The sequence below is a fragment of the Microbacterium aureliae genome, from assembly GCF_054780155.1.
In genome coordinates this window covers 1,084,699-1,111,131 of sequence record NZ_BAAGWW010000002.1, presented here as the reverse complement: position 1 = coordinate 1,111,131, position 26,433 = coordinate 1,084,699, and the positions used below count along the sequence as shown (strand labels likewise).

The 26,433-nt window shown below is 72.9% G+C and carries 22 protein-coding genes; 11 read left to right on the top strand and 11 right to left on the bottom strand.

The window, feature by feature from the left end:
- Positions 1 to 3: 3 nt before the first annotated feature.
- Positions 4 to 609: a hypothetical protein gene (locus ACYVF4_RS11190; protein ID WP_460722680.1), complete on the bottom strand. Its 606-nt coding sequence runs from the start codon at positions 607 to 609 to the stop codon at positions 4 to 6.
- A gap of 131 nt (positions 610 to 740) precedes the next feature.
- On the opposite strand from ACYVF4_RS11190, the gene ACYVF4_RS11185 reads away from it, so the two are divergent.
- The gene (locus tag ACYVF4_RS11185; protein WP_460722678.1) at positions 741 to 1,184 is read left to right on the top strand and encodes an Rv3235 family protein; all 444 of its coding nucleotides are present in this window, start codon (positions 741 to 743) and stop codon (positions 1,182 to 1,184) included.
- A gap of 3 nt (positions 1,185 to 1,187) precedes the next feature.
- Here ACYVF4_RS11185 and ACYVF4_RS11180 read toward each other — a convergent pair whose 3' ends face one another.
- Both ACYVF4_RS11180 and secA read right to left on the bottom strand, forming a co-directional pair.
- Entirely contained in the window at positions 1,188 to 2,414 is a 1,227-nt protein-coding gene (locus tag ACYVF4_RS11180) for a pyridoxal phosphate-dependent aminotransferase (protein WP_460722676.1), read from the bottom strand.
- 88 nt (positions 2,415 to 2,502) lie between these two features.
- Positions 2,503 to 5,304, bottom strand: a complete 2,802-nt coding sequence (secA, locus tag ACYVF4_RS11175; RefSeq protein WP_460722674.1) for a preprotein translocase subunit SecA — start codon at positions 5,302 to 5,304, stop codon at positions 2,503 to 2,505.
- 178 nt (positions 5,305 to 5,482) lie between these two features.
- Here secA and ACYVF4_RS11170 point away from each other — a divergent pair, with 178 nt between their 5' ends.
- From ACYVF4_RS11170 to ACYVF4_RS11160, 3 genes are read left to right on the top strand one after another with little or no spacing between them, the layout of a single operon-like run.
- Complete coding sequence (locus ACYVF4_RS11170) at positions 5,483 to 6,073, top strand: PadR family transcriptional regulator (protein WP_460722672.1); 591 nt, start codon at positions 5,483 to 5,485, stop codon at positions 6,071 to 6,073.
- Positions 6,074 to 6,116: 43 nt separating this feature from the next.
- Positions 6,117 to 7,916, top strand: coding sequence for a DEAD/DEAH box helicase (locus ACYVF4_RS11165; protein WP_460722670.1), 1,800 nt, complete (start codon positions 6,117 to 6,119; stop codon positions 7,914 to 7,916).
- 9 nt (positions 7,917 to 7,925) lie between these two features.
- On the top strand, positions 7,926 to 9,290 hold the full coding sequence (locus ACYVF4_RS11160; RefSeq protein WP_460722668.1) for a hypothetical protein: 1,365 nt from the start codon (positions 7,926 to 7,928) through the stop codon (positions 9,288 to 9,290).
- A 79-nt stretch (positions 9,291 to 9,369) separates the two neighbouring features.
- Here the strand turns inward: ACYVF4_RS11160 and hpf are convergent, their stop codons facing one another.
- The 5 genes from hpf to mtrA all read right to left on the bottom strand — a co-directional run bounded on the left by hpf (position 9,370) and on the right by mtrA (position 15,004).
- Positions 9,370 to 10,029, bottom strand: a complete 660-nt coding sequence (gene hpf / locus ACYVF4_RS11155; protein WP_460722666.1) for a ribosome hibernation-promoting factor, HPF/YfiA family — start codon at positions 10,027 to 10,029, stop codon at positions 9,370 to 9,372.
- A 66-nt stretch (positions 10,030 to 10,095) separates the two neighbouring features.
- Positions 10,096 to 10,839 (bottom strand): ComF family protein, encoded by a 744-nt coding sequence (locus ACYVF4_RS11150; RefSeq protein WP_460722664.1) that lies wholly within the window; start codon positions 10,837 to 10,839, stop codon positions 10,096 to 10,098.
- Between the two features lie 96 nt (positions 10,840 to 10,935).
- A complete protein-coding gene (locus ACYVF4_RS11145) occupies positions 10,936 to 12,609 on the bottom strand; it encodes an LpqB family beta-propeller domain-containing protein (protein ID WP_460722662.1) in 1,674 nt (557 codons plus the stop codon).
- Positions 12,606 to 14,315 carry an MtrAB system histidine kinase MtrB gene (mtrB, locus tag ACYVF4_RS11140; protein WP_460722660.1) on the bottom strand — a complete coding sequence of 570 codons (1,710 nt, stop codon included), beginning with the start codon at positions 14,313 to 14,315 and terminating at the stop codon, positions 12,606 to 12,608. Before mtrB ends, ACYVF4_RS11145 begins: the two co-directional genes overlap by 4 nt.
- Positions 14,316 to 14,323: 8 nt before the next feature.
- Complete coding sequence (gene mtrA / locus ACYVF4_RS11135; RefSeq protein ID WP_460722658.1) at positions 14,324 to 15,004, bottom strand: MtrAB system response regulator MtrA; 681 nt, start codon at positions 15,002 to 15,004, stop codon at positions 14,324 to 14,326.
- A 225-nt stretch (positions 15,005 to 15,229) separates the two neighbouring features.
- Between mtrA and ACYVF4_RS11130 the strand changes: the two genes are divergently transcribed.
- The 6 genes from ACYVF4_RS11130 to ACYVF4_RS11105 are packed head-to-tail and all read left to right on the top strand — an operon-like array spanning position 15,230 to position 21,612.
- A complete protein-coding gene (locus ACYVF4_RS11130; protein ID WP_460722656.1) occupies positions 15,230 to 16,645 on the top strand; it encodes a glycerophosphoryl diester phosphodiesterase membrane domain-containing protein in 1,416 nt (471 codons plus the stop codon).
- Complete coding sequence (locus ACYVF4_RS11125; protein ID WP_460722654.1) at positions 16,642 to 17,301, top strand: DUF4129 domain-containing protein; 660 nt, start codon at positions 16,642 to 16,644, stop codon at positions 17,299 to 17,301. Before ACYVF4_RS11130 ends, ACYVF4_RS11125 begins: the two co-directional genes overlap by 4 nt.
- Complete coding sequence (locus tag ACYVF4_RS11120) at positions 17,298 to 18,488, top strand: DUF4350 domain-containing protein (RefSeq protein ID WP_460722652.1); 1,191 nt, start codon at positions 17,298 to 17,300, stop codon at positions 18,486 to 18,488. Before ACYVF4_RS11125 ends, ACYVF4_RS11120 begins: the two co-directional genes overlap by 4 nt.
- Positions 18,485 to 19,471: an AAA family ATPase gene (locus ACYVF4_RS11115; RefSeq protein WP_460722650.1), complete on the top strand. Its 987-nt coding sequence runs from the start codon at positions 18,485 to 18,487 to the stop codon at positions 19,469 to 19,471. Before ACYVF4_RS11120 ends, ACYVF4_RS11115 begins: the two co-directional genes overlap by 4 nt.
- Positions 19,472 to 19,481: 10 nt before the next feature.
- Positions 19,482 to 20,783, top strand: coding sequence for a DUF58 domain-containing protein (locus tag ACYVF4_RS11110; RefSeq protein ID WP_460722648.1), 1,302 nt, complete (start codon positions 19,482 to 19,484; stop codon positions 20,781 to 20,783).
- Positions 20,784 to 20,826: 43 nt separating this feature from the next.
- The gene (locus ACYVF4_RS11105; protein ID WP_460722646.1) at positions 20,827 to 21,612 is read left to right on the top strand and encodes an aquaporin; all 786 of its coding nucleotides are present in this window, start codon (positions 20,827 to 20,829) and stop codon (positions 21,610 to 21,612) included.
- Positions 21,613 to 21,665: 53 nt separating this feature from the next.
- Here ACYVF4_RS11105 and katG read toward each other — a convergent pair whose 3' ends face one another.
- The 3 genes from katG to ACYVF4_RS11090 are packed head-to-tail and all read right to left on the bottom strand — an operon-like array spanning position 21,666 to position 25,541.
- Complete coding sequence (gene katG, locus ACYVF4_RS11100) at positions 21,666 to 24,014, bottom strand: catalase/peroxidase HPI (RefSeq protein ID WP_460722644.1); 2,349 nt, start codon at positions 24,012 to 24,014, stop codon at positions 21,666 to 21,668.
- Between the two features lie 40 nt (positions 24,015 to 24,054).
- Positions 24,055 to 24,492 carry a Fur family transcriptional regulator gene (locus ACYVF4_RS11095; protein WP_460722642.1) on the bottom strand — a complete coding sequence of 146 codons (438 nt, stop codon included), beginning with the start codon at positions 24,490 to 24,492 and terminating at the stop codon, positions 24,055 to 24,057.
- A 53-nt stretch (positions 24,493 to 24,545) separates the two neighbouring features.
- Positions 24,546 to 25,541 carry a stage II sporulation protein M gene (locus ACYVF4_RS11090; protein ID WP_460722640.1) on the bottom strand — a complete coding sequence of 332 codons (996 nt, stop codon included), beginning with the start codon at positions 25,539 to 25,541 and terminating at the stop codon, positions 24,546 to 24,548.
- A gap of 16 nt (positions 25,542 to 25,557) precedes the next feature.
- Here ACYVF4_RS11090 and ACYVF4_RS11085 point away from each other — a divergent pair, with 16 nt between their 5' ends.
- Positions 25,558 to 26,418 (top strand): RDD family protein, encoded by an 861-nt coding sequence (locus ACYVF4_RS11085; protein WP_460722638.1) that lies wholly within the window; start codon positions 25,558 to 25,560, stop codon positions 26,416 to 26,418.
- Positions 26,419 to 26,433: the final 15 nt, after the last annotated feature.

Genomic DNA, 26,433 nt, shown 5'->3' with positions numbered 1-26,433 from the left:
CGCTCACAGCAGCGAGGTCCCGGCCTCCACGCGCACTCGCGCCACCGCGGCGAAGGGGATGAGCCGGAAGCCGGTGACGGACTCGACGCGGCGCGGGGTGCCGGCGTCGTGGATCGCGAGGTCGAAGTGGTCGGCCCCGGCGCGGTCGATGGTGCCGGTCAGCGTGCGGCCGGTGGCCAGCCACACCGTCACCGCCGAGCGCTTGCGCACGAGGTCGCGAAGGGCGAAGCCGAAGGTCAGTCGCTCGGTGAGCGCCGATCGCGGCGGAGCCGGCCGGGCGCTGCGCAGCGCATCGGCGTGAGGGAGCCCCACGCCCAGGATCGCCCCGAGTGGCGCGAGCAGCGAGACGCCCGCGGCGGTGACCGGCGTGAGCGCGACCCAGTCGGCGCCCACCCCCGCGACCTCGACGGCCAGGCTCTGGCCGTCGAGGAACTCCAGGGTGGGCGACGGCGCCGATCGGTCGCGGTCGATGAGGGCGCTCAGCCGCTCGCGCAGCTCGACGCGCGACAGCCGCAGCCGCTCGGCCTCGGTGTCGAGGGCCGCGCGCTCGGCCTCCCACTCCGAGGCGAGCTGATCCTCGAGATCGTCGAAGAACCGTTCCCAGCGCACTCCGCGAGCGTAGAGCACCCGTCCGCGGCGGGCGATGCAGTTATCCACAGAACCGATCCCGGCTGGGTCTGGGAGTTGGCTGTGTGTTGTACTGGGGCGAAGGAAGGCACCGCCCACACGGAAGGCTCCTCATGGCAGCGAAGGCCACGAGCACCACCCGCACGTACTCCACGACGCTCGACGCGGAAGAGGAGCTGACCGCGCTCTTCGCTCCGCAGCGCACCTCGGCGACCGACCTGCCGGACCCCGAGCCGCTGCTTCGCAACCTCACCGTCGGCGTGCTCGAGGTCTTCGCGGGGGTTCGCGAGGTCGACCAGCTCGCGCGCTGGCTGACCGAGGACCCCTACCGCAAGCTCGTCGCCCGCTCGAACCTGGCCGCGCGCGCCCGGAGCGCGCGGGGGCTCCCCGCCAAACGCCCCGTGCACGCGATCCTGTCACTGCGGCACTCCTCGCCGGCGGACGGCGTGGTGGAGGGTGTGGTCATCGTGCAGGGCCCCGCCCGCACCCGCGCGATTGCACTGCGGCTGGAGGGCATGGACGGCCGCTGGCGCGCGACGTCGCTCGCGCTCCTGTGAGCCTCACTGCCGATACGACGATAGGAAGTTGCCGAGCCGCTCGATCGCCTCGGCGAGCACGCGGGACTCGGGAAGAGTCACGATGCGCACGTGATCGGGCGTCGGCCAGTTGAACCCGGTTCCCTGAACGAGCAGCACGTGCTCGGCGACCAGGAAGTCGTAGACGAGCTTTGCGTCGTCGCGGATCTCGTGGACCTCGGGATCGAAGCGCGGGAAGGCGTACAGCGCCCCGGCGGGCTTGACGCACGAGACCCCGGGGATCGCCTCCAGCCCCTCCCACGCGGTGTCCCGCTGCTCGTGGAGCCGGCCGGTGGGGGCGATGAGCGCGTCGATGGACTGCACGCCCGACAGCGCCGCCTGCACGGCGTGCTGGGCGGGGACGTTGGGGCACAGCCGCGTCGATGCGAGCAGAGTGATCCCCTCGAGGAACCCGGACGCGTGCTTCTTGGGCCCTGTGATCACCAGCCACCCCGACCGGTAGCCGGCCACCCGGTAGGTCTTGGACAGCCCGTTGAAGGTCAGGCACAGCAGGTCGGGCGCGATGGTGGCCATCGGGATGTGCCGCGCGTCGTCGAAGAGGATGCGGTCGTAGATCTCGTCCGACAGCAGCAGCAGCGAGTGCTCGCGCGCGATCTCGGCGATCCCCTCCAGCACCTGACGCGAGTAAACCGCACCGGTGGGGTTGTTGGGGTTGATGACCACGATCGCCTTCGTGCGCGGGGTCACCTTCGCGCGGATGTCCTCGAGGTCCGGCTGCCAGCCGTTCGCCTCGTCGCACACGTAATGCACCGGCGTCCCGCCGCCGAGCGAGGTCATCGCCGTCCACAGCGGGTAGTCGGGTGCGGGGATCAGCACCTCGTCGCCGTCGTCGAGCAGGGCCTGCATCACCATCGTGATGAGCTCGGACACCCCGTTGCCGAGGTACACGTCGTCGGGCTCGAACGACGGGAACCCCGGCTCCTGCTCGTAGCGGTACACCACCGCGCGGCGGGCCGAGATGATCCCGCGGCTGTCGCTGTAGCCGTGCGCGTGCGGGACGGCCTCGATCATGTCGCGGACGATCTGATACGGCGCCTCGAAGCCGAATGCGGCGGGGTTGCCGGTGTTCAGCTTGAGGATCGTGTGCCCCTCCGACTCCAGCCGGTCGGCCTCGACGAGGGCTCGCCCGCGGATCTCGTACAGGACGTCCTTGAGCTTGGTGGACTGATCGAGGGGGCGCAGCGGGCTCATCCGATCAGGATATCCGGGCACCGGCAGGGCCAATGGCCCTCGCGTGGACCGGCGGCGGGGTCCGGATGCCGGCACCCCGCCCGCCGGGTCACTTGCGCTTGTCGGCGGCCCGGCGCTGCGCCCGGTTGGCCGCGGGCGTCGCCGCCGGCGCCTCCTGACGCTGGCCGAACGCCCCGCGCGGCGCCTCGGCCGGAGCCTCGGGCGTCGTGCCGGCCGCCGCGGCGGCAGCCTGGCGGAGCTTGGAGGTCGCGGCCTGCTGGACCTGGCCGCGCTCGTTGCGCACCTCGACCTCGCCGGCGTCGTTGGGCGCGGTGTACTGAAGCCGCTGCCCCTCTACGGCCGGCGTCTGCAGTCCCTTCGCCTCGACCTCGGCGCGGTCGCCCTCGGCGCGACGCACCTCGACCTCGAGGTTGTACAGGTACCCGACGGTCTCTTCCTTGATCTGGCCCATCATGGACTGGAACATCTGGTAGCCCTCGCGCTGGTACTCGATCAGCGGGTCGCGCTGGGCCATGGCGCGCAGGCCGATGCCGTCCTTGAGGTAGTCCATCTCGTAGAGGTGGTCGCGCCAGCGGCGGTCGAGCACCTGCAGCACGACGCGGCGCTCGAGCTCCCGCATCGCCGGCTCGCCCAGCGTGTCCTGGCGCTTTTCGTAGGCGATGCGCGCGTCCGAGAGGATCTCGCGCTTGAGGCCTTCGGGGGTGATGCGGCCCCGGGCCCCGGCATCCGCCACCACTTCATCGATCGTGACGCCCACCGGGTACAGGGTCTTCAGCTCGGTCCACAGCGCATCGAAGTCCCAGCTCTCATTGTGACCCGAGCCGGTGTGGTCGTCGATGACGGCCTCGATCGCGTCCTCGACGAAGTGCTGCACGCGGTCGGCGATGTCGTCGCCCTGCAGGATGTGGCGCCGGTCGGAGTAGATCGCCTCGCGCTGGCGGTTGAGGACGTCGTCGTACTTCAGGACGTTCTTGCGGATCTCGGCGTTGCGGGCCTCGACCTGGCTCTGCGCGCTCTTGATCGCCCGAGAGACCATGCCCGACTCGATCGCGACGTCGTCGGGGAAGTTCGTGCGGGCGAGGATGGCCTCGGCGGCACCGGACTGGAACAGGCGCATCAGGTCGTCGGTCAGCGACAGGTAGAAGCGGCTCTCGCCGGGGTCGCCCTGGCGGCCCGAGCGACCGCGCAGCTGGTTGTCGATGCGGCGCGACTCGTGCCGCTCGGTGCCCAGGACGTAGAGCCCGCCGGCGGCGATGACCTTCTCGGCCTCGGCGGCCACGGTGTCGCGCGTCGACTGGTAGACGTCATCCCACCCGTCCTCGTATTCTTCGGGCGTCTCGACGGGGTCGAGGCCCTTGGCGCGCATCTCCTGCACCGCCAGGAACTCGGCGTTGCCGCCGAGCATGATGTCGGTGCCGCGCCCGGCCATGTTCGTGGCGACGGTGACGGCGCCCAGGCGACCGGCACGCGCGACGATCTCGGCCTCACGGGCGTGGTTCTTGGCGTTGAGGACCTCGTGCTTGATGCCCTTCTTGGCCAGCAGCCGGGACAGGTACTCGCTCTTCTCGACGCTGACCGTGCCCACGAGCACCGGCTGGCCCTCGGCGTGGCGGCCGGCGATGTCCTCGACGACCTGGGCGAACTTGGCCTGCTCGTTCTTGTAGACGAGGTCGGACTGGTCCTTGCGGATCATCGGCCGATTGGTCGGGATCGGGACGACGCCGAGCTGGTAGGTCGACATGAACTCGGCCGCCTCGGTCTCGGCGGTTCCGGTCATGCCCGAGAGCTTGTCGTACAGGCGGAAGTAGTTCTGCAGCGTGACGGTGGCCAGCGTCTGGTTCTCGGCCTTGACCGGCACGGCCTCTTTGGCCTCGATCGCCTGGTGGATGCCCTCGTTGTAGCGACGGCCGACGAGGATGCGGCCGGTGTGCTCGTCGACGATCATGACCTCGTCGTTCATCACGACGTAGTCGGTGTCGCGCTTGAACAGCGCGAGGGCCTTGATGGAGTTGTTGAGGAACGAGATGAGCGGGGTGTTGGCCGACTCGTACAGGTTGTCGATGCCGAGGTAGTCCTCGACCTTCTCGATGCCGGGCTCGAGCACGCCGATGGTGCGCTTCTTCTCGTCGACCTCGTAGTCCACGCCCGCCTCGAGGGTGCGGGCGATCTTGGCGAACTCGACGAACCAGCGATTGGCCTCGCCCGACGAGGGCCCCGAGATGATCAGTGGGGTGCGGGCCTCGTCGATGAGGATCGAGTCGACCTCGTCCACGATGGCGAAGAAGTGTCCTCGCTGGACGAGGTCCTCCTTGCGCCAGGCCATGTTGTCGCGCAGGTAGTCGAAGCCGAACTCGTTGTTCGTGCCGTAGGTGATGTCGCATTCGTACTGCGCGCGGCGCACCTCGGGGGTCTGCCCCGAGACGATCGTGCCGGTGGTCATGCCCAGGGCGCGGTAGATGCGGCCCATGAGCTCGGACTGGTACGACGCGAGGAAGTCGTTGACGGTGACCACGTGCACGCCCTGCCCCGCGATGGCGTTGAGGTAGGCGGGGAAGGCGGCGGTGAGGGTCTTGCCCTCACCGGTCTTCATCTCGGCGATGTTGCCCATGTGCAGCGCCGCGCCGCCCATGATCTGCACGTCGTACGGCCGCTGGCCGAGGGTGCGCTTGGCGGCCTCGCGGACGGCGGCGAACGCCTCGGGCATCAGCCGGTCCAGCGTCTCGCCGGCCTCGTGGCGGGCCCGCAGCTCCGCGGTCTCGCTGCGCAGCTCCTCGTCGGTGAGCTGGGCGTAGTCCTCCTCGAGGGTGTTTACCGCCTTCACCACCTGCTGCAGGCGCCGGAGGATGCGTCCCTCGCCGGCGCGAAGCAGTTTCTCGAGAGGGTTGGCCACGAAGTGTCTCCATCTGTCGGGTGAGGCGTCCAGGCGCCGCTGCCGCCAGGGCGGGGAGCGCCCGGGCATACCTGCCCATGTTATCCACCTGTGACCTTGATGTGCGCTGGGCGCGGCCGCCGGCGTTGCCGGGTATGCATATACTCGGCATCCGGATCACCGGGAGCGAGGAGTTCGGATGTCGGTACGGCGGAGCCTGCTGGCGATCCTCGACCAGGGTCCCTGCTACGGCTATCAGCTGCGGGCCGAGTTCGAGCGCCGCACCGGGGCGACGTGGCCGCTGAACGTCGGCCAGATCTACAACACCCTCGACCGCCTCGAGCGCGACGGCCTGGTCGCGAAGGACGCCGTCGACGCGCACGGGCACGTCTATTGGCGCATCACGGATGCCGGCGTCGCCGACGTCCGCCGGTGGCTCACCCACCCCGTCGAGCAGGGGGTGCCGCGGGACGAGCTGGCCATCAAGGCGGCCCTCGCCTCGACCCTTCCCGGCGCCGACGTCGAGACGATGCTCGCCGACCAGCTGCGGACCTCGGCCTCGCGCCTCGAGCGGGTCAGCTCCGAGGAGCCGCCGCACGGTGCCGGCGACAGCCCCGAGGCCCTGGCATGGGGGATCATCCACGACGCGCGCATCAGCGCCGCCGAAGCCGAGGTCCGGTGGCTGGAGCGGGCGCTGGACCGGCTGTCGCGGCATCCGGATCATGCCCTGCAGCTCGCCCTGTCGACCGAGCGCCCCCGCCGGGGCCGCCCCGTGGGCTCGGGCGCGTGAGGGCGTCCTGTCGTCTCACAGCCGCCGCGCACTACCCTGAAGCGTGACCGAAACCGACTCCCCCATCGACGCAGAGGCCCCCGCAGCGCCCGCCGAGACGACCTTCTCAGACCTCGGGCTGGGCGCCGCCGTGCTGAAGGCACTGCGAGACGTCGGCTACGAGACCCCCAGCGCCATCCAGGCCGCGACCATCCCCACGCTGCTGCAGGGCCGCGACGTCGTCGGCCTCGCCCAGACCGGCACCGGCAAGACCGCCGCCTTCGCGCTGCCCATCATCGACCGCCTCGACCTGGATCAGAAGACGCCGCAGGCGCTCGTCCTCGCCCCCACGCGCGAGCTGGCGCTGCAGGTGTGCGAGGCGTTCGAGAAGTACGCCGCGCACCTGAAGGGCGTCCACATCCTGCCGGTCTACGGCGGACAGGGCTACGGCGTGCAGCTGTCGGCGCTGCGCCGCGGCGTGCACATCATCGTCGGGACGCCGGGCCGCATCATGGACCACCTCGACAAGGGCACGCTGGATCTGTCGGAGCTGCGCTTCCTGGTGCTGGACGAGGCCGACGAGATGCTCAAGATGGGCTTCGCCGAGGACGTCGAGACCATCCTCGCCGAGACCCCCGAGACCAAGCAGGTCGCCCTGTTCTCGGCGACGATGCCCGCGGCGATCCGGCGGATGTCGGGGCAGTACCTGCACGACCCCGAAGAGATCACCGTCAAGGCCAAGACCACCACCTCGGCCAGCATCGCCCAGCGCTACCTGATCGTGTCGTATGCGCAGAAGATGGACGCTCTCACGCGCATCCTCGAGGTCGAGAACTTCGACGGGATGATCGTGTTCGGCCGAACCAAGAGCGTCACCGAGGAGATCGCCGAGAAGTTGCGGGCGCGCGGCTACGCCGCCGCCGCCATCAACGGCGACGTCGCCCAGCCGGTCCGTGAGAAGACCGTCAACCAGCTGAAGTCGGGCAAGCTCGACATCCTCGTCGCCACCGACGTCGCCGCCCGCGGTCTGGACGTCGAGCGCATCTCGCACGTGGTCAACTTCGACATCCCCACCGACACCGAGTCCTACGTGCACCGCATCGGCCGCACCGGCCGCGCCGGCCGTTCCGGAGACGCCATCAGCTTCGTGACCCCGCGCGAGCGGGGACTCGTGCGCGCGATCGAGCGCGCCACGCGGCAGGAGCTCACCGAGATGCAGTTGCCCAGCGTCGACGAGGTCAACGAGACCCGGCTGTCGCGCTTCGACGACCGGATCACGGCGGCCCTCGCCGAGACCGAGCGCATCGACGGGTTCCGCGACATCGTCGCCCACTACGTGCGGCACCACGACGTGCCCGAGGTGGACGTGGCCGCGGCGCTCGCCGTGGTCGCCCAGGGCGAGTCGCCGCTGCTGCTCACGCCCGATCCGGAGCCGGCGGCCCGGCCGTTCCGCGATCGCGACGACCGGCCGCAGCGCGCCGATCGCGACGACCGTCCCGCCCGCCGGGACCGCGCGCCCCGCGAGGGCATGGCGACCTACCGCATCGCGGTCGGCAAGCGGCACCGCGTGGAGCCCCGGCAGATCGTCGGCGCCCTGGCCAACGAGGGCGGCCTGCGCCGAGACGACTTCGGCGCGATCCAGATCCGGCCGGACTTCTCGCTCGTCGAGCTTCCCGCGGACTTGCCCGCGCAGACCTTCGACCGCCTGGCCGAGACGCGCATCTCGGGGCGGCTCATCGAGCTGCGGCTGGACACCGGCGGCCCGTCCCGCCGCACCGGCCGCGACGAGCGTCCCGGACGCTCCTGGTCGGACGAACGCCCGCGGCGCGGCGATGACCGCGACCGCGGCCGGCGTCGCTCGTAGGATCGAGGCATGGCCGGATTCTGGGGCAGACGCAGACGCGACGACGAAGAGCTGCAGGCGCAGGACGAGGACCTCGCGCGCCGGGCGCGGTCGGCGCTCGTGGCCGCGGACGAGCGGATCCGGCTCACCGGTGACGAGCTCGTCTTCGCCGAGGCCGAGCTCGGCACCGGCGCGACGTCCGAGCTGCGGGAGGCCCTGCAGGCGGTGCGCACGCACCTCGGCGAGGCGTTCCACCTGCACCAGCTGAACCACGACGAGATCCCGGACACCGCCGAGGAGCTGCGCACGCGCAACGCCCGCATCGTCCAGCTGTGCGAGTGGGCCGAGGATCTGCTCGACGACCGCACCGAGACGCTGGCCGCGGCCATCGAGCGCGCACGGCGCGCACCCCAGATCATCGAGGGGGTGCGCACCGACGTGGCGCGACTGCGGTCGGCCATTCCGCACGCGCGCGACGCGGTGTCCCGGCTGGCCGCGCGCTACTCCGCCGCCGCGCTCGCCCAGATCGACGCCAACCCCGCCGAAGCCGATCAGCTGCTGGGCTTCGCCGAGCACAGCGCCGGCATCGCCGAGCGCCGTCGCGACGCCGGCCAGCGCGAGCAGGCCAATCTCGCCCTGGAGGCGGCGACCGAGTCCGTCCGGCGCGCCGAGACCCTGATCGAAGCGGTGGAGACCTTCGAGATCGAGGCGCTGCGTGCCGAATCCACCCTCGCGGCGGTGGTCGAGGACTCGCGGGAGGACCTCGTGGTGGCACTCCGCGAGCCGCACACGCCCGCCGTGCAGGCCGCGATCGCGGACCTGCAGGCGGCCCTGGCGGCCCTGCCCGCGGCGGGCGTGAACACCGACCCGTTCGCGCAGCTGACGCGACTGCGCGAGGCGAACTCGGCACTGGATGCCGCCATCGCGGCCGCCCGCGAGCGCGCCGCCCGCCCGATCCCCGACCTCGCCCATGTGCGCCACGCCGTCGACGACGCCGACCGCCAGCTCGCCGTCGCGCGCGACGTCATCGCCGGCCACCGCGGCTGGATCGGCGCCGACGCGCGGACCCGACTGGCCGAGGCCGAGCGGGTGCGGCTCGACCTGGACCGGTATGTCGGCACCCCCGTGGCGGCGGCGTCGCACATCGACGAGGACCACCGCGAGCAGGCCCTGGACATGGCGCGGCGCACCGCCTTCCTCGCCAGCGAAGCGCTGCAGCTGGCCCAGCGCGACATCGACCGCTCCCGCCCCCAAGGGGGCCCCGATCAGTGGGGCGGCCCCGGGGGCTGGGGCGGCGGCTGGGGCGGCGGACGCCGCAGCGGCAGCGGCGACGTCATGGGCGGCATCCTCGGCGGACTCGTGATCGGGAGCCTGCTGGACGGCATGTTCGATTGACCCGCCGACCGCGCCGGGGGTGAGGGCGCGCACGAGAGAACGCCCCGGTCCTCGGACCGGGGCGTTCTCGTTCGTCAGATCAGGATGCCAGCTCGACCGGCGCGGCCTGGGTCGTGAGCGAGATCACGCCGTAGTCCCAGCCCTTGCGCCGGTAGACGACGCTCGGGTGATCGGTGCGCGCATCGACGAAGAGGAAGAAGTCGTGGCCGACCAGCTCCATGCGGTCCACCGCCTCTTCCACCGTCATCCACTCCGGGTCGAACTCCTTCGTACGGATGACGACGGGGGTGTACTCGGCCTCCTCTTCGGAGCCGCCCACGACCGGCACCTCGCCGGTGGCGACGGCACGGAGCACATCGACGGATGCCGGTTCGACGTCGATCCCCTCGAGCGTGCCCTTCTCCTTCTCGTACTTCGCGCCACGGGGGTGGTTGCGGGCGTCGACGCGCTTGTCCTTCGCCCTGCGCAGCTGCTCGCACAGCTTGTCGACCGCCAGATCGAGGGCGGTGAACTTGTCGCCGTCCGTCGCCTCGGCCCGAACGATCGGGCCCTTGCCGTTGACAGTGAGTTCGACCGTCTCGTCCTCCATCCGGCCGTTGTGATACGCGCGGTGCGTGACCTTGACGTCGACACGCTGAGCGCGCGGAGCGAGGTGTGCGATGCGGGTGGCCTTCTCTTCGACGACCGAGCGGAAGCGATCTGTGATCCCCACTCCCACGCCGACGATGCTGGTTTCCATCCCTGACCTCCTTGTTCCGGTCCTCCCGGTCAAGGGCGGACCTTCAGTCGCCTTGTACCCCCCACGCTAGTCGCGTGACGCACCGGTGTCACGTAGGGAAATGGGATGTGTCGAAACGGGTGCCGGGGCGCGGCGAGGGGTGGCGGCGACCGTGGCGGCACCGGCCACGACCGCCCCGGCGGCGGTGAGGGCTCGGGCGGCCTCGGCGAGCGTCGCCCCGGTGGTGACCACGTCGTCGATGATCACCACGCGGATGCCGGCCGCGCCGCGCGCGCGCATGCTGCCGTCGACGTTCGCCCGGCGCGCCTCGCGATCCAGGCCCCGCTGGTCGAGCGTGGGGCGCGTGGACACGAGCAGCCGGCGCACCTGAAGTCCCGCGCGCCGGCCGATGAGGTCGGGCACGCGGTAGCCGCGGCGGCGGAACGAGGCCGCCGACGTGGGGACCGGCACCGCCACGAGTGGGACGCCCGCCTCGGCGGCGGCCGAGCTCACCGCAGCCGCCAGCGCGGGGGCGAGGGATCGGCACAGGGATGTCCGCCCGTCCTCCTTCACCGCGCGGATGATGCGGGCCGGCACGCCCTCGAACGGCAGCGCGGACCACACCCGCAGCCCGTCGACGACGGCGGAGCGCGGGAGTGGATCCAATCGCGTGCGACACGAGTCGCACAGCGACACGTCCGGCTCGTCGCACCCCGCGCACTCCACGGGGAGCAGCAGCGCCGCGGCGTCGGCGAGCGCCGCGGCCACCCGCGCGGCGAAGGATCCCTCGCGCCGGGCGGCGGGCGGGGTCTGGTCCGGCGGGTGCGTCACACTTCGACCCTGTCCCGCGCAGCCGGCGGCGCGGGGTCCCGCGGCGAGGATGTGCACAGTCCCCCGCGGCGGACCGCCTGGGGAGGAGCGGGCGGGTCAGCGGGGCGTGCCCTGCTGGGTCGCCAGCACGAGGATGCCTGAGGCGGATTCCTGCCAGTTGGCGCCGCGGCGCACCAGGAGCGTGCCGTCCTCGGCGCGCAGCCGCACGTTCCCCGCCGCGGCGCCCCCCGCGATCGAGGTGACCGCGACCGGTGCCGCGGTCGACGTCGACGGCCCCCCGACGATCTGCTCGTGGACCGTCGCGGCCTCGCCGTCGACGACGAGCACGCCCACCGTGACCTCGTCCAGCCAGGCAAGGCTCCGGCCGGTGCCGGTGACGGTGCCGAGCAGGCGCGGGTCGCCGAGCCCGATGGGGACGTCGTCGGCGTCGCGGACGACGCCGGACACCCAGATCTCCAGACGGGAGCCGACCTCGACCACCGCCGCCAGCCGGGTCCCGTCGCGCGACATGGCCATCGCCGGCACCGACGCCGCGCCGGCGAAGGCGCCGGGCATCGGGACGGCGACGCCGTCGAGGGTGACGGCGATGAGTCCGGACGGTGCGCCCCGCGGGATGGACCACACCGTCCCGAAGCCGTCGATGGTGGGGTCCGCGAGCCCGGTGCGCTCGTCGACCACCGCGATCGACTCATCGTCGGCGACGCGGTACACCACGCCGTTGCGGCCCCGAAGCGTCGCGAGGTCGCGGTCGGGACCGAGCTGGATGGCCGTCGGGGCGAGCGTGGGCACGACCGCCGACAGCCCTTCGACGGGGGTGAGCTCGTCTCCGCTGAAGTACCCGAAGCCCTCCTCGATGAGCACGAGCGGCGGGGAGGACACGCGGGTGGACCGCGTCGCCAGGACGCCGGCATCCAGCGGCGCCTGGGCCACGGACATCTGCACGCGGGAGACCCCGGCGGAGGCCAGGCTCGCCTGCAGCTGGGTCAGCATGCGGTCGAGGGTGTCGGCGTCGAGACGGAGCGCGGCGTCGTTGAGCTCCACCTGCGCCACCCCCGACTCGACGGGCACGGCGGCGCGCACCGTGACCTCTTCGGGGAAGGCCGACACCACCGACTCCGCCAGCCACTCGCCGACCGGCCGGTTGACCAGGGCGTCGGCGATGCGGGTGGCCGCGTTCGTGGTGGGGAACCACCGCACGTCCGGCACGAGGTACTGCCATGTCGGGTCGAAGTAGGTCACCGCGTAGCGCTGGTAGACGCTGGGGAAGACGTCCCGGTCCAGCACGATGCCGTCGGGCGCCTCGGTGATGCGCCACTCGCCGTCGTCCTGCTGCGCGAGCCGGTACGACAGCGTCGTCGTGCCGGCATCCACGGGTTCGTACGCGCCCCGCTCGTCGACGGTGGCGATCGCGACCACCGAGACCGTCACGACGCCCTCCTCGGTCGCCTCGAACACCCGGTCGCCGGGGCGGACCACCGTGACCCCGGCCTCGGGGCGCCATGCGGTGAAACCGGCGTCGAGGAACTCCCGGGCACGCCCCCAGCTGTCGGTGGGTCCGGAGCCGGCGCGGATGAACCCCTCGACGATCTGCTCGGGGGTCGCCCCCGGCTGCGGCCGGTCGGGCAGGAAGATGGTGTCCTGCGGCGCATCGGTGGCATCGGCCTCCTGCCCCGGGTACACCGGCCCGCTGGTCGGCAGCCCCGCGCACGCCGAGAGCAGCAGGGCGAGGCACGCCACCACCGCGGCTCCGATCCGGCGCCGCGCGGTCACGTCGCCGCTCCCGCGGCGGGGGCGGTCCCGGCGGCCGCATCGGACTCCGGCACCTGGATCGGCTGGGTCAGCCCCAGCCCCTCCACGCCGGCACCGGTGTCGTCGGTGGGGTGCGCCTCGATCGGCGACGGCACCGGCTCGGTCCCCGCCCGACGGGGCAGGGTGAGGACGAAGTGGGACCCGCGGCCCGGCTCGCTCCACACCGTCACCTCGCCGCCGTGCAGGCGCGCGTCGCCCAGCGCGATCGACAGCCCGAGGCCCGTGCCGCCGATCGTGCGCGTGCGCGAGGGGTCGGCGCGCCAGAACCGGTCGAACACGCGCTCGGCCTCTTCGGGGCGCATGCCCAGACCGTAGTCCCGCACGCCCAGGGCGACGGCCTGCTGGTTGCTGTCGACGGTGACCACGATGGGCCGCCCCTCGCCGTGCTCGATGGCGTTGCCGAGCAGGTTGCGCACGACGCGCCGCACGCGGCGGGGGTCCATGTCGACGGGCGAGTAGCCGCCGGGGGCGACGAGGCGCACGTCGGTGCCGTGCTGCTCGGCCAGCTGGTGCATCGACGAGATGACGTCCTCGGCCAGGTGCGCCAGGCTCGTGGCTTCGAGCTCCAGCTGCACGGAGCCGGCGTCGTAGCGGCTGATCTCGAGCAGGTCGGTCAGCAGCGTCTCGAACCGCTGCACCTGGGCGTTGAGCAGTTCGCTGGCGCGCGCGGTGGTGGGGTCGAAGTCCTCGCGCTGGTCGTAGATCATGTCCGCCGCGAGCCGGATGGTCGTCAGCGGCGTCCGCAGCTCGTGCGAGACGTCCGAGACGAAGCGCTGCTGCACGAGCGACAGGTCCGCGAGCTCCTTGATCTGCGACTCGATGCTGTCGGCCATGGCGTTGAAGGAGCGCCCGAGCGTGGCCAGCTCGTCCTCGCCGCGCACCGGCAGGCGCACGCCGAGGCGGCCCGCCGCGAGCTGGGCGCTGGTCTCGGCGGCCTCGGCGATGGGGATCGTCACCGAGCGCAGGACGAACCACGAGATGCCGCCGATGAGCAGCACCAGGGCGATGCCCGAGAACCACAGGGTGCCGTGCACGAAGCCGAGCGTCTGGGCGGCGCCGGCCAGGTCGTACGCGAGGTAGAGCTCGTAGGGCCCGACGTCGGGCACCTCGAGCTGCTGGCCGATCATGATACCCGGGACGCTGCCGCCCTCGACGGGGAGCGCGACGGACTGCCACCACTGCTGACCCGCCCCGAGCTGGACCCGGTCGCGCAGCCCGGCGGTGATGATGTCCTCCGCCCACGGCGCCGTGGCGAAGTCCTGGGGCGCGTTGTCGGTCGGTGGACCGACGCGGAAGACCGCGATCATGTCGGCGGCCGCCTGCTGGCGCAGCTCGGTGTTGACCGCCGTCATGACGTTCTGCAGGCGCACCTGGTCGCCCTGCGTGGCGGCGCTGTCGAGCGTCGTCTGGGCCGCGGCGTTGGCCCGCTGGGCGTCGGTGAGCACCTGTCGCAGGCGCGAATCGAACAGGTCGTTCTGGATGGCCAGCGCCATCCACACGCACGCGATCGCCACCGCCAGGGACGTCAGTCCCAGGGTCACCACCAGGGTGCGGAAGCGCAGCGAGCGCCGCCACAGCCACGCGACGCGGCGCGGCCAGCTGCGCCACTCGCGCCACGAGTCCAGCGACGCCGTCGTCGCCGTCACCCCCGTGCCGGTCGAGAGCACGCCCGACCTCACACGACGGCGCCGGCGCGGTATCCGACCCCGCGCACGGTGGTGACGATCTTGGGGTTGTCGGGGTCGTTCTCGACCTTGGCGCGCAGACGCTGGACGTGGACGTTCACCAGTCGCGTGTCCGCCTTGTAGTGGTAGCCCCAGACCTGCTCGAGCAGCATCTCGCGCGAGAAGACCTGCTGCGGCTTGGACGCCAGCGCCACCAGCAGCTCGAACTCCAGCGGGGTCAGGCCGATGGGGGTGTCCCCGCGGCGGACCTCGTGCGCCGAGACGTCGACGACGAGATCGCCGATGCGCAGCACATCGCCGCTGGGGTTGCCGGCGGGGCGCAGCCGCGTCTTGATGCGGGCGACCAGCTCCTTGGGGTTGAACGGTTTGACGATGTAGTCGTCGGCTCCCGATTCCAGCCCCTTCACCACGTCGGCGGTGTCGGTGCGCGCGGTCAGCATGATGATCGGGATGCCGGATTCCGCCCGCACGCGCGTGCAGATCTCGATCCCGTCCATCCCCGGCAGCATGAGGTCGAGCAGGATGAGATCGGGACGCTCGGTGCGCCACGTCTCGACGGCCTGCGCCCCGTCGGCGCAGAAGACGGTGTCGAATCCCTCGGTGCGCAGCACGATGCCGATCATCTCGGCCAGAGCGGTGTCGTCGTCGACCACCAGGATTCGTGATGTCATGCTGCCGCGTCGTCCTTTGCGTCGGGAGGAGGACACGGCGATGACGGCACCGGTCCCCGTGCGCTTCCCACAGAGTAGTCGACGGGGCGGAGGGGTCCGCCCACCGCACGCCGTGCGTTCACCGAAGATCCCCCGCTGCTGTGACACGATAGGGGTCTTCCCGGCGGTCCGCGCTGGCCGCGCGCGCCACCCGGGTCGACGGACACGACCGCGAGGGGGATTCTCGTGACCGCCTATCCCGCCTGGACTCCGGCGTCGCGCCCGGGCATCATCCCGCTGCATCCGCTGCCCTTCGGCACGATCCTCGGGCGCTCGTTCACCGCGCTGCGTCAGAACCCGCGCGTCCTGCTGGGGTTCGCCCTGATCGTCCAGACCGCCGCCTATCTGCTGGTGATCGTCGCCGTGGGGGCGGTGGGAGTCGCGTCGTTCGCGCGGCTGGAGACCGTGCCGCCCGGCACGGACGAGTTCGACCAGATCGCGGCGGGGTCGCTGGCGCTCACGGCCGTCACCGGCTTCGTGCTGGGCCTCGGCGCCGGCGCGCTGGGCGTCATCGTCCAGGGGATCGTCGTCACCGAGGTCGCCCACGCCGCCGTCGCCGAGAAGCTGACCCTGCGGGCGCTGTGGCGGCGCGTGAAGCCTGTCGCATGGCGGCTCGTGGGCTACGCCATGCTGCTGGCGGGCGCAGTGATCGCGGTGATCGCCGCGGTCGGCGCCCTCGTCTTCGCGATCGGGGTGACGGCGCCCCCGGCCGCGGTGGCGCTGACGGTCCTCCTCGTCCTCGCCGCGATCCCCGTCGCCCTGTGGCTCACGACGAAGCTGCTGCTGGCGCCGGCCGCCATCATCCTCGAGCGCGCGACGATCCGGGCAGCGGTCGTGCGGGCATGGACCCTGGTGCGCGGCCGCTTCTGGTCCACGCTCGGCATCATCGTGATCATCTCGATGGCCTTCGGCGCGATCGCCCAGGTGGTGAGCCTGCCGTTCTCGTTCCTGGCGACCGGGGTCACGACGATCATCGCGCCGACCGGAGCGCCCGACATCGCAGCGGTCATCGGGACGGTCGTCACCCTCGTGCTCGTCCAGGCCGTCACCCTGCTCATCCAGTCCGTCGCCGTCGTCGTGCAGTCCACCGCGACCGCGATCGTCTACATCGACTGCCGGATGCGCCGCGAGGGGCTGGACCTGGATCTGCTGGCCTACGTCGAGCGTCGCGATGCCGGGGCGCCCGACCTCGCCGACCCCTACCTCGTGGGGATCGGCCGCGCGCTCGCCCGGCCTCCGGCCGCTCCGGCGGGGTATCCCGCCTCGCCGGCCTACGGACCCCCCGCGTACGCGCCTACCGCGTACGGCGCACCCCCCGCCTACGGCGCTCCAACGGCGTACGCTCCCCCGACCTACGGCGCCCCGCCCGCGTACGCTCCCCCGACCTACGGCACCCCGCCCGCGTACGCTCCCCCGGCCTACGGCACCCCGCCCGCGTACGCTCCCCCGGCCTACGGCACCCCGCCCGCGTACGCGCCTCCGGCCCCCGCGCCGTCGGCGGAGCAGGCGGCGCAGGCCGCGCCGCCTGCGGCCGACAGCGACCACGCACCGTGGGCGGCGCCGGGCGCGCCGTCGTCCGACGCGCCGGCACCGCCGCGGTGAGCGCGCTGAGGGTGCCCGGCGCGTCCGGGCCGCCCCTCGTCCCGGACCCGGACGAGGCGCGCCGGTGGGCCGAGCAGGAGCTCGCCGATCCCGCCTACGCGGCGGCCGAGCCGACAGCCTGGGACCGGATCGCGCGCGCTGTGGGCGACTTCTTCGCGAGCCTGTTCTCGCCCGAGGTGCCGTCGGGATTCGAGCCGGCCTTCGCCCTCGTGGCGGCGATCGTGGTCGCCGGCATCATCGTGGCGGCCTTCGTCGTCTGGGGCGTGCCCCGAGCCGGCCACCGGGCGCGATCCCAGCCTGCGCTGCTCTTCGCCGAGGACGACGCCCGCACCGCCGCCGAGCTCCGGCAGGACGCCGCCGCCCGCGCCGCCCGAGGGGAGTGGGACGCCGCCGTCGTCCTGCGGTTCCGGGCCCTCGCTCGCAGCACCGTCGAGCGGGGCGTGGTCGACACCCCGCCCGGGACGACGGTGCACGGCTTCGCCCGCGCGGCGGCCCGCGCCTTCCCCGCCCAGGCGGCGGGGCTCGAGCGCGCCGCGACCGCATTCGACGACGTGCGCTACCTGCGCCGCCCCGGCACCGAGGCGCTCTACCGCACCGTGGCCGAGGCCGACGACGCGCTGGCCGGCGCCCGACCCGTCCTGACCGTGCCGGCATGACCGGCGTCGACGTGTCCTCGACGGCGCGGGCGACCCTCGCCGGGCCTCGTCCCCGCCGCATCGGCGCATGGGTCGCGATCGGCGTGGCGCTCCTACTCGTCGGCGGCGCGGGCGCCGCCCTCTCGGACCTCGGCCAGCGGGTCGAGCGCGGCACCCTGGACCCGGAGTCCGCCGGTCCCGGCGGCACGCGCGCGATCGTGCGCATCCTGGAGCGCAACGGCGTCGAGGTGATCCTCACGCGCAGCCGGGCCGAGGCCGCCGCGCTCCTGTCGGAGGAGCCCCGCACCCTGGTGCTGCCCGACGCGCCGGCGCTGTCGGACCAGGGGCTCGCCGCCCTCGCCGCGGACGCCGCCGACCTCGTCGTGCTCGACCCCCGATCCCGGACGCTGGACCTCTTCCTCTCGGGCTCGGCCCCGGCCGGCCGCGCCGGCGACGAGACGGCGGCAGCCGAGTGCGCCGTCGCGGCGGCCGACCGCGCGGCGCGGATCGAACCCGGCGCGGTGTATTCGGCCGGGCCCGGCGTCGCGGCGTGCTTCCCGGCGGCCGGCGGGGCCGGGCTCCTCGTACACGAGTCGGGTACGAGGCGTGCGTGGGCCTTCGACGCGCGCGCGGTGATCGCCAACGACTCCCTCGCACGATCGGGTCACGCCGCCCTTGGCCTCGGTATCCTGGGCGGCCACCCCACGGTGGTCTGGTACCTCCCCACCCTGGGCGACTCCGACCTCGAGGACACCGATCCCTCCCTCGGAGAGCTGACCCCGCCGTGGGTGAGCCCCGTCATCGTCGTGCTGCTGGCCGCCGGGCTCGCTGCGGCGATCTGGCGCGGGCGCCGGTTCGGGCCGCTCGTGGCCGAGAGACTGCCGGTCACCGTCCGCGCCGGCGAGACCGCCGAGGGTCGCGCGCGTCTGTATGCCCGAGCCCGCGACACCGCACACGCGGCCCGCCTGCTGCGCCGGGGCTCGCAGGAGCGCATCGCCCGGATGCTCGGGCTCGGCGCCACCGCGAGCGCACCCGCCGTCGCCGATGCGGCGGCTGCGGCATCCGGCGCCGACCCGCGCGCCGTGCGCGGCGTCCTCGTGGACGACACCCCCGCCGGCGACGCCGACCTCGTGAGATTGAGCACGGCGCTTCGAGACCTGGAGCGCGCGGTGCATGCCGCGACCCGATACGAAAGGAACCCGCGATGACCGAGCCCCGGCCCGACGACAGCGCGCCCGACCACCGAGCACTGCGAGAGGCGATGAACCGCGTCCGCACCGAGGTGGGCAAGGCGGTGGTGGGGCAGGACGGCACCGTGACGGGCCTGCTCATCGCGCTGCTGGCCCGCGGCCACGTCCTGCTGGAGGGGGTGCCCGGCGTGGCGAAGACACTGCTCGTGCGCTCGCTCAGCGCCGCCCTCGGGCTCGAGACGCGCCGGGTGCAGTTCACTCCCGACCTGATGCCCGGCGACGTCTCGGGCTCGCTCGTGTACGACGCCCGGACGGGTGAGTTCGAGTTCCGCCCGGGGCCGGTGTTCACCCACGTCCTGCTGGCGGACGAGATCAACCGCACGCCCCCGAAGACGCAGGCCGCCCTGCTCGAGGCGATGGAGGAGCGCCAGGTCTCGGCGGACGGCGTCACACGGCCGCTGCCGGACCCGTTCCTCGTGGCGGCGACCCAGAATCCCATCGAGCACGAGGGCACCTACACCCTGCCCGAGGCGCAGCTGGACCGGTTCCTGCTGAAGCTCGTCGTCGACCTGCCCCCGCGAGAGGCGGAGTTCGCGGTGCTGCGCCGGCACGCGAGCGGGTTCGATCCGCGCGACCTGCCGGCGGCGGGCCTGTCGCCGGTGGTGACGGCCGATGAGATCCGCGCGGCGCAGCGGGCCGCGGCATCCGTCACCGTGTCCGATGACCTGCTGGGGTACGTCGTCGACCTCGCCCAGGCGACGCGGCGGAGCCCCTCCGTCCAGCTGGGTGTGAGCCCGCGAGGGTCCACGGCGCTGCTGGCCGCGGCGAAGGCGTGGGCGTGGCTCGGCGGCTACCCCGCCATCACCCCCGACCACGTCCAGACCATGGTCGTCCCCACGTGGCGTCACCGCATCCGGCTGCGGCCCGACGCCGAGCTGGAGGGCGTGTCGGTCGACGCGGTCCTGGGCTCGGTGCTGCAGCAGACGCGCGTGCCCATCTGATCGGCCGCACGTGTTCGTCACCGGTCGTCTTCCCCTCCTCGTCGCCGCGGGCGCGCTGCCCGTGATCCTGGTCTCGCTCGCCGGAGCGGACGCGTGGCTCGCCGCGGCGGGCTGGCTCGCGGTGTGCGGGCTGCTCGCCGCCGCCGACGTCGCCGCCGCGCCGGAGCCCCGGCGGCTCGTCGTCCGGAGGGATCTTCCTCAGCGCGTGCGCCGGGATGAGGCGGCGATGTCCACGCTGATCCTGCGCAACACCGGCGACCGGCGCCTGCGAGGACGGATCAGGGACGCGTGGCAGCCGACGGCGGGAGCCCCGCCGGAGCGTCCGCGCATCGACATCCCGCCCGGCGAGGCGCGGCGGGTGACCATCCCGCTGCTCCCCCGCCGGCGGGGCGAGCTGCGCAGCGAGTTCGTCGTCGTCCGCGCCACCGGGCCGCTGGGGATCGCCGGCCGTCAGCGACGTCTGGACGCCCCGGGCGCCGTGCGGGTGCTGCCGCCGTTCACGTCCCGGCGCCACCTGCCCTCGCGCCTGGCCCGGCTGCGCGAGCTCGACGGCAACACCAGCGTGCAGGTGCGCGGCCAGGGGACCGAGTTCGACAGCCTGCGCGAATACGTCCGCGGCGACGACGTGCGCTCGATCGACTGGCGGGCGACGGCCCGCGCGGGCACGACGATGCTGCGCACCTGGCGGCCGGAGCGCGATCGCCACGTCGTGATCCTCATCGACACCGGGCGCACCGCCGCGGCCCGCGTGGGCGACGGGGTGCGCCTGGACGCCGCCATGGAGTCCGCCCTGCTGCTGGCGGCGCTCGCCACACGCGCCGGCGATCATGTCCACCTGCTGATGTTCGACCGCGTCACGCGCGCCCGCGTCACGCGCGCCGACGGCCCGTCGCTGCTGCCGGCGCTCGTGGACGCGATGGCCCCGGTGCACGCGCAGCTGATCGACACCGACTGGGATGCTGCGACCGCCGCGCTGCGCGGGTTCACGACCCGCCCGTCGCTCGTGGTGCTGCTGACGGCGCAGGACGCTCCGGACGCCGCTCGCGGCTTCCTCGGGTCGCTCCCCGCGCTCACCGCGCGTTCGGTCGTGCTGGTGGGCACCGTCACCGGGGACCGCGAGCCCCTTCCCGAGCGCCCGGACGCCGAGGACGTCTACCGCGAGGCGGCACGCGAGCGCACCGCACGCGAGGCGGCGAGCGTCGCCTCGGCGATCGTGCGGGCCGGGGGCGAGGCGATCGCGGCGTCACCCGATGAGCTGCCGCCCCGCATCGCCGACCGGTACCTGGCGCTCAAGGCGGCAGGACGGCTGTGACGGCGCCGCGCGCGCTATCCTCGCGACGAGAGAAGGAGCCGCCATGCCGGATGCCGTCACCGCCCACACCATGACGCAGAGGCTCGTCGCCGAGGCCCTCGGGACGTTCCTCCTGGTGTTCGGATCGATCAGCACCGCGCTGTTCGCCTCGGATGCCGGCACGGGCGCCAACGGCACGTCCGTCGGCGTGGGATTCGTGGGGGTCGCGCTGGCGTTCGGGCTCACCCTGATGGCGGCGATCTACACGTGGGGACCGGTCTCGGGAGGACACTTCAATCCCGCGGTCACTGTGGGGCTCGCCGCGGCCGGGCGCTTCTCGTGGCGCGAGGCCCCGGGCTACGTCGTCGCGCAGGTCGTCGGCGGCGTCGTCGCGACCACCTTCATCGTCCTCATCGGCGTCTTCGGGCCGGGCTCCTGGCTCGGCGACGCGCAGAACGCCGGGTTCGCCAGCAACGGCTGGGACGAGCTCTCCCCCGGCGGCTTCGGCTTCGGCGCGGCGGTCACCGCCGAGATCCTCTTCACCGCCGTCTTCCTGCTGGTGATCCTGGGAGTCACCCACCCGCAGCGCGGGACCGCGGGCTTCGCCGGGATCGCGATCGGCCTGACCCTCACCGTCATCCACCTCGCCTCGATCCCCATCGACAACACCTCGGTCAACCCCGCCCGGTCCCTCGCGACCGCCCTCTACGGCGGCGGCATGGCGCTCGCGCAGCTGTGGGCGTTCATCGTGTTCCCCCTCGTGGGCGGCCTCATCGGCGGCCTGGTGCACCGCGCGCTCCTCGAGCGCGGCGGCGTCCCGCCCGCAGCCGGCGAGGCTCGCGTCCGCTGACGCGGAAAGGCCCGCCCCCTTGTCGGGGACGGGCCTTCGCGATCGGCGGGCGATCAGCGCAGGTCGAAGCGGTCCAGCTCGGTGACCTTGCCCCACGCCGCGGCGAAGTCGCGGACGAACTTCTCGCCGGCGTCGTCCGAGGCGTAGACCTCGGCCAGCGCACGCAGCTCGGAGTTCGAGCCGAACAGCAGGTCGACGCGGGTGCCCACGCCCACCGGCGCACCGGAGCCGTCCTTGGTGCCCGCGAAGGCCTGGGCGCCCTTGTCCAGCGGCTTCCACGTCGTCCCCAGGTCCAGCAGGTTGACGAAGACGTCGTTGCTGAGGACGCCGGGGCGATCGGTGAAGACACCGTAGGACGAGCCGTCCCAGTTGGCGCCGAGGGCGCGGAGCCCCCCGACCAGCACGGTCATCTCGGGGGCGCTCAGGGTCAGCAGGTTGGCCCGGTCGATGAGGTGGTGCTCCTGCGGCAGCGTGGCGGCGGGTCCGTAGTAGTTGCGGAATCCGTCGGCCACCGGCTCGAGGAACGAGAAGGACAGCTCGTCGGTCTGCTCCTGCGAGGCGTCGGTGCGGCCGGGGTGGAAGGGCACCTCGACGTCGACGCCGGCATCCTTGGCCGCCTTCTCGACCGCGGCGTTGCCGGCGAGTGCGATCAGGTCGGCGAGCGAGACCTTCGTGCCGTCGGTGCGTGCGGCGTCGAAATCGGCCTTGACCGACTCCAGCACCGCGACGACCTTCGACACCAGCTGCGGGTCGTTGACCTGCCAGTCCTTCTGCGGGGCGAGGCGGATGCGGGCGCCGTTGATGCCGCCGCGCTTGTCGCTGCCGCGGAACGAGGACGCCGCCGCCCACGTGAACCGCACGAGCTCTGAGACGCTCAGGCCCGAGGCCAGGACCGCGTCCTTCAGCTCGCGCGCGGCCGCGGCGTCGATCAGCGGGTGGTCGACCGCGGGAACCGGGTCCTGCCAGATGAGCTCCTCGGCGGGGACCTCGGGTCCGAGGTAGCGCGCGATCGGGCCCATGTCGCGGTGGGTCAGCTTGAACCACGCACGGGCGAACGCGTCGCCGAAGGCCACCGGGTCGTCGCGGAAGCGCTGCGAGATCCGGTCGTACTCCGGGTCCACGCGCAGTGCGAGGTCGCTGGTCAGCATGCGGGGCTCGCGGCGACCGTCCGAGTGCGCCAGCGGCACCATGTCGGCGCCGCCGCCGTTGACGGGTCGCCACTGGTGGCCGCCGCCGGGGCTGCGCATGAGCTCCCACTCGTAGGCGTAGAGGATGTGGAAGTACTCGTTGTCCCAGCGGGTGGGGTGGTACGTCCACGTCACCTCGAGGCCCGACGTGATGGTGTCATCGCCCTTGCCGGTGCCGAAGTTGTTCTTCCAGCCCAGACCCTGCATCTCGAGGCCGGCCGCCTCGGGGTTGCTCTCGAGGTAGGTGTCGGGCGCGGCGCCGTGGGTCTTGCCGAAGGTGTGGCCGCCGGCGATGAGCGCCACGGTCTCTTCGTCGTTCATGCCCATGCGACCGAAGGTCTCGCGGATGTCGCGGGCCGACGCCAGCGGGTCGGGGTTGCCGTTCGGGCCCTCGGGGTTGACGTAGATGAGGCCCATCTGGACCGCGGCCAGGGGCCGCTCCAGCTCCCGGTCGCCGCTGTAGCGCTCGTCGGCGAGCCACGTGGTCTCGGGACCCCAGTACACGTCGTCGTCCGGCTCCCACACGTCGGGGCGCCCGCCGCCGAAGCCGAAGGTGTTGAAGCCCATGGACTCCAGCGCGACGTTGCCGGCGAGGATCATCAGGTCGGCCCAGGACAGATTCTGGCCGTACTTCTTCTTCACGGGCCACAGCAGACGGCGCGCCTTGTCGAGGCTGACGTTGTCGGGCCAGCTGTTCAGCGGGGCGAAGCGCTGCATGCCCGCGCCACCGCCGCCGCGCCCGTCGGTCACCCGGTAGGTGCCGGCGCTGTGCCAGGCCATGCGGATCATGAACGGCCCGTAGTGGCCGAAGTCCGCGGGCCACCAGTCCTGCGAGTCGGTGAGCAGCTGCTCGATGTCCTTCTTCACCGCGGCGAGGTCGAGCTGTGCGAAGGCGGCCTTGTAGTCGAAGTCCTCGGCGAGGGGGTTGGCGACGGCGGGGTTCTTTGCCAGCACCTTGAGGTTCAGCTGGTTGGGCCACCACACGCGGTTGGCCGAGCCCACCGTCGGGTGCGGCTGCGCGCCCGACCACGCCGGCGTCGCGACGCCGGCGGCATCGCCGTGGATGACCGGGCACCCGCCGAGGTCCTCGTTGGAGCGGGGGCGGTCCTCGCCGTCCTCGCGCTCGTCGACCGGGGTGTCGATGTCGGTGACGGCGTGGTCGATGTCGGTCGGGTTCTCGCCGATCTCGGGCACGACGTTCTCTTTGTCGGTCATGGGTGTCCTTCCATTCGCGGGCGGGTTCGGGCAGGTGGGATCAGGCGGCGGCGCACGCGGCGCAGCGGCCCCAGAAGGTGACCTCGGCGGCCTGGACGGTGAAGCCGCGGTCGTCCGAGGGCACCAGGCACGGTGCGGCGCCGACGGCGCAGTCGACGTCCTCGACGCGGCCGCAGCCCGTGCACACCAGATGGTGGTGGTTGTCGGCGACGCGCAGCTCGAACAGGCCGGGGCGGCCTGCCGGCTCGATGCGGCGGGCGAGCCCGGCGTCGACGAAGTCGGCGAGGGCGTTGTACACCGACTGCAGGCTCGTCGCCGGCAGGCTCCGGACGACCGAGCGGTACAGGTCGTCGGCGCTCGAGTGGGGGTGCGCCGCGAGGGCGTCGAGCACCGCGCGCCGGGGGTCGGTCACGCGCAGGCCCGCCTCGCGCAGCCGTGCGGCAGGATCTGCCGGGGCATGCGCGCGCGGGGACGTCATGCGGACCAGTCTAGTCCTTGTTTTGAACAATTCAAAAGAAATCCCGGATGCCGTCACCCGGCGACGAGCGTGGGCGTCCCCGCCTCGTACTCGGTGAGATCGCCGCTCTCGCCGAGCCGCCATGCGCGTCGCCCCACGACGAGCATGTAGACGAGGAAGAGCGCCAGCGCGGCCGCCCCGATGCCGATCTTCACCAGCCAGGGCCAGGGCTGACCGGTGACGAACCCCTCGATCAGCCCGGCGACCGCCAGAGCGAGCACGAGGCCCAGGGCCACCGCCGCCAGCGACCTGCCCGCCTCTGCGAGCGCCTCGGCGCGCCGCCGCCGTCCGGGCGCCACCCACGCCCAGAAGACGTGCAGCCCTGCCGCCCCCGCGACGAAGATGCAGGTGAGCTCGAGCAGGCCGTGCGGAAGGATGTACAGCACGAACACGTCGCCGCGGCCGAAGGCGAGCATGACCGCAGCGGCGGTCCCCACCCCCACGGCGTTCTGCACCAGGACCATCAGGGGCCAGATCCCGGTGACGCCGAACAGGACGCACTGCGCCGCGATCCAGGCGTTGTTCGTCCACACCGTCCCGGCGAACACCGCGGCGGGATTCTCGCTGTAGTACTGCGTGAAGTCGTTCTCGGCGTACTGCTCGAGCTGCGCCTGCGGACCCAGGCTGGCGATGAGAGCGGCATCCCCCGAGATCCACAGCGCGACCACGAGAGCCACCAGCACGAAGGCGACGGCCACCGCGCCGGTGGTCCACCGCACGCGGTAGAGGGCCGCCGGCAGCTGCAGGGCGAAGAAGCGCGGGATCTGGCGCAGGACGTTCTCGGGGGCGCCGGTCAGGCGCAGCCGCGCCCGCCCGAGCATCGTCGAGACGTGGTCGCCGTGCGGCGTGCGGCCGGCGGACGTCTTGATGTCGGCCAGATCCGCCGACGCCGCCTGGTACCGGGTGACGAGCTCGTCGACCTCTTCACCGGTCAGCCGGCGTGCCCGGCTGAGGGCGTCCAGTCGCTCCCACTCCGCCCGGCGGGCTGCGGTGAGGGCGTCGAGGTCCATTTGGTTTACTGTACCCATGCCCGCCGTCGACGGCCCCGCCCCCGCACGCCCCGCGCGGGCCCTCGTCGAGATCCACCAGGACGAGGTGCTCACCGGCGAAGCCGTGGCCCTCGACGTCCAGCCGCTCGGGTTCTTCCTGCGGGGGCTCGGCGCCCTGATCGACATCGTCATCGGCGTCGCGGCGCTCATCGTCTTCGCGATCGTCGCGGTGCGCCTGGTCGAGGGCGGTCTGCTCGCCGAGAGCACCGTCCCGATCCTCACGATCGTCGTCCTCGTGCTCGTCACCGTCGTCCTGCCGACGGCGGTCGAGACCAGCACCGGCGGCCGCAGCCTCGGCCGCCTGGCCGTGGGCGGGCGGATCGTGCGCACCGACGGCGGCGGAGCGGGGTTCCGGCACGCCCTGATCCGTGCACTCGTCGGGGTGTTCGAGCTGTGGTTCACCTTCGGCGCCGTCGCCGCGCTCGTGGGCGCCTTCACCCCCCGCTCGCAGCGGCTCGGCGATCTGGTCGCCGGCACGTACTCCGAACGCACCCGCACACCGAATCTCCCCCCGGCGTCGCCCGGCGTCCCGCCTCAGCTCGCCGGCTGGGCGCAGACCGCGGACGTTGCGCGCCTGCCGGACGCGCTCGCGCGGCGCCTGTCGCAGTTCGCCGCGAACGCAGCCCACATGGAGCCGGGCGCCCGTGCGCGCCTGGCGGCAGCCCTCGGCCGCGAGGCGGCGGCGTTCGTCTCGCCGATTCCGGCCGCGGACCCCGAGACGCTCGTCCGCGCGGTCGTCGCCGTCCGTCGCGACCGCGAGCTGCGCGCCCTTCAGCTGCAGCAGGCGCGCGTCGGCGCACTGCTGGGCAGGGCGGGCCCGGGCGCCTCGGCGGGTTGAGGTCCCGGCATCCCG

What these genes read in the sequence shown, in the direction of transcription:
- ACYVF4_RS11095 (WP_460722642.1), bottom strand. Translation starts at nt 24,492, where the DNA reads ATGACGTCCCCGCGCGCGCATGCCCCGGCAGATCCTGCCGCACGGCTG.
- ACYVF4_RS11170 (WP_460722672.1), top strand. Translation starts at nt 5,483, where the DNA reads ATGTCGGTACGGCGGAGCCTGCTGGCGATCCTCGACCAGGGTCCCTGC.
- ACYVF4_RS11105 (WP_460722646.1), top strand. Translation starts at nt 20,827, where the DNA reads ATGCCGGATGCCGTCACCGCCCACACCATGACGCAGAGGCTCGTCGCC.
- ACYVF4_RS11085 (WP_460722638.1), top strand. Translation starts at nt 25,558, where the DNA reads ATGCCCGCCGTCGACGGCCCCGCCCCCGCACGCCCCGCGCGGGCCCTC.
- ACYVF4_RS11090 (WP_460722640.1), bottom strand. Translation starts at nt 25,541, where the DNA reads ATGGACCTCGACGCCCTCACCGCAGCCCGCCGGGCGGAGTGGGAGCGA.
- mtrA (WP_460722658.1), bottom strand. Translation starts at nt 15,004, where the DNA reads ATGACATCACGAATCCTGGTGGTCGACGACGACACCGCTCTGGCCGAG.
- ACYVF4_RS11120 (WP_460722652.1), top strand. Translation starts at nt 17,298, where the DNA reads ATGACCGGCGTCGACGTGTCCTCGACGGCGCGGGCGACCCTCGCCGGG.
- ACYVF4_RS11160 (WP_460722668.1), top strand. Translation starts at nt 7,926, where the DNA reads ATGGCCGGATTCTGGGGCAGACGCAGACGCGACGACGAAGAGCTGCAG.
- hpf (WP_460722666.1), bottom strand. Translation starts at nt 10,029, where the DNA reads ATGGAAACCAGCATCGTCGGCGTGGGAGTGGGGATCACAGATCGCTTC.
- ACYVF4_RS11115 (WP_460722650.1), top strand. Translation starts at nt 18,485, where the DNA reads ATGACCGAGCCCCGGCCCGACGACAGCGCGCCCGACCACCGAGCACTG.
- katG (WP_460722644.1), bottom strand. Translation starts at nt 24,014, where the DNA reads ATGACCGACAAAGAGAACGTCGTGCCCGAGATCGGCGAGAACCCGACC.
- ACYVF4_RS11185 (WP_460722678.1), top strand. Translation starts at nt 741, where the DNA reads ATGGCAGCGAAGGCCACGAGCACCACCCGCACGTACTCCACGACGCTC.
- ACYVF4_RS11180 (WP_460722676.1), bottom strand. Translation starts at nt 2,414, where the DNA reads ATGAGCCCGCTGCGCCCCCTCGATCAGTCCACCAAGCTCAAGGACGTC.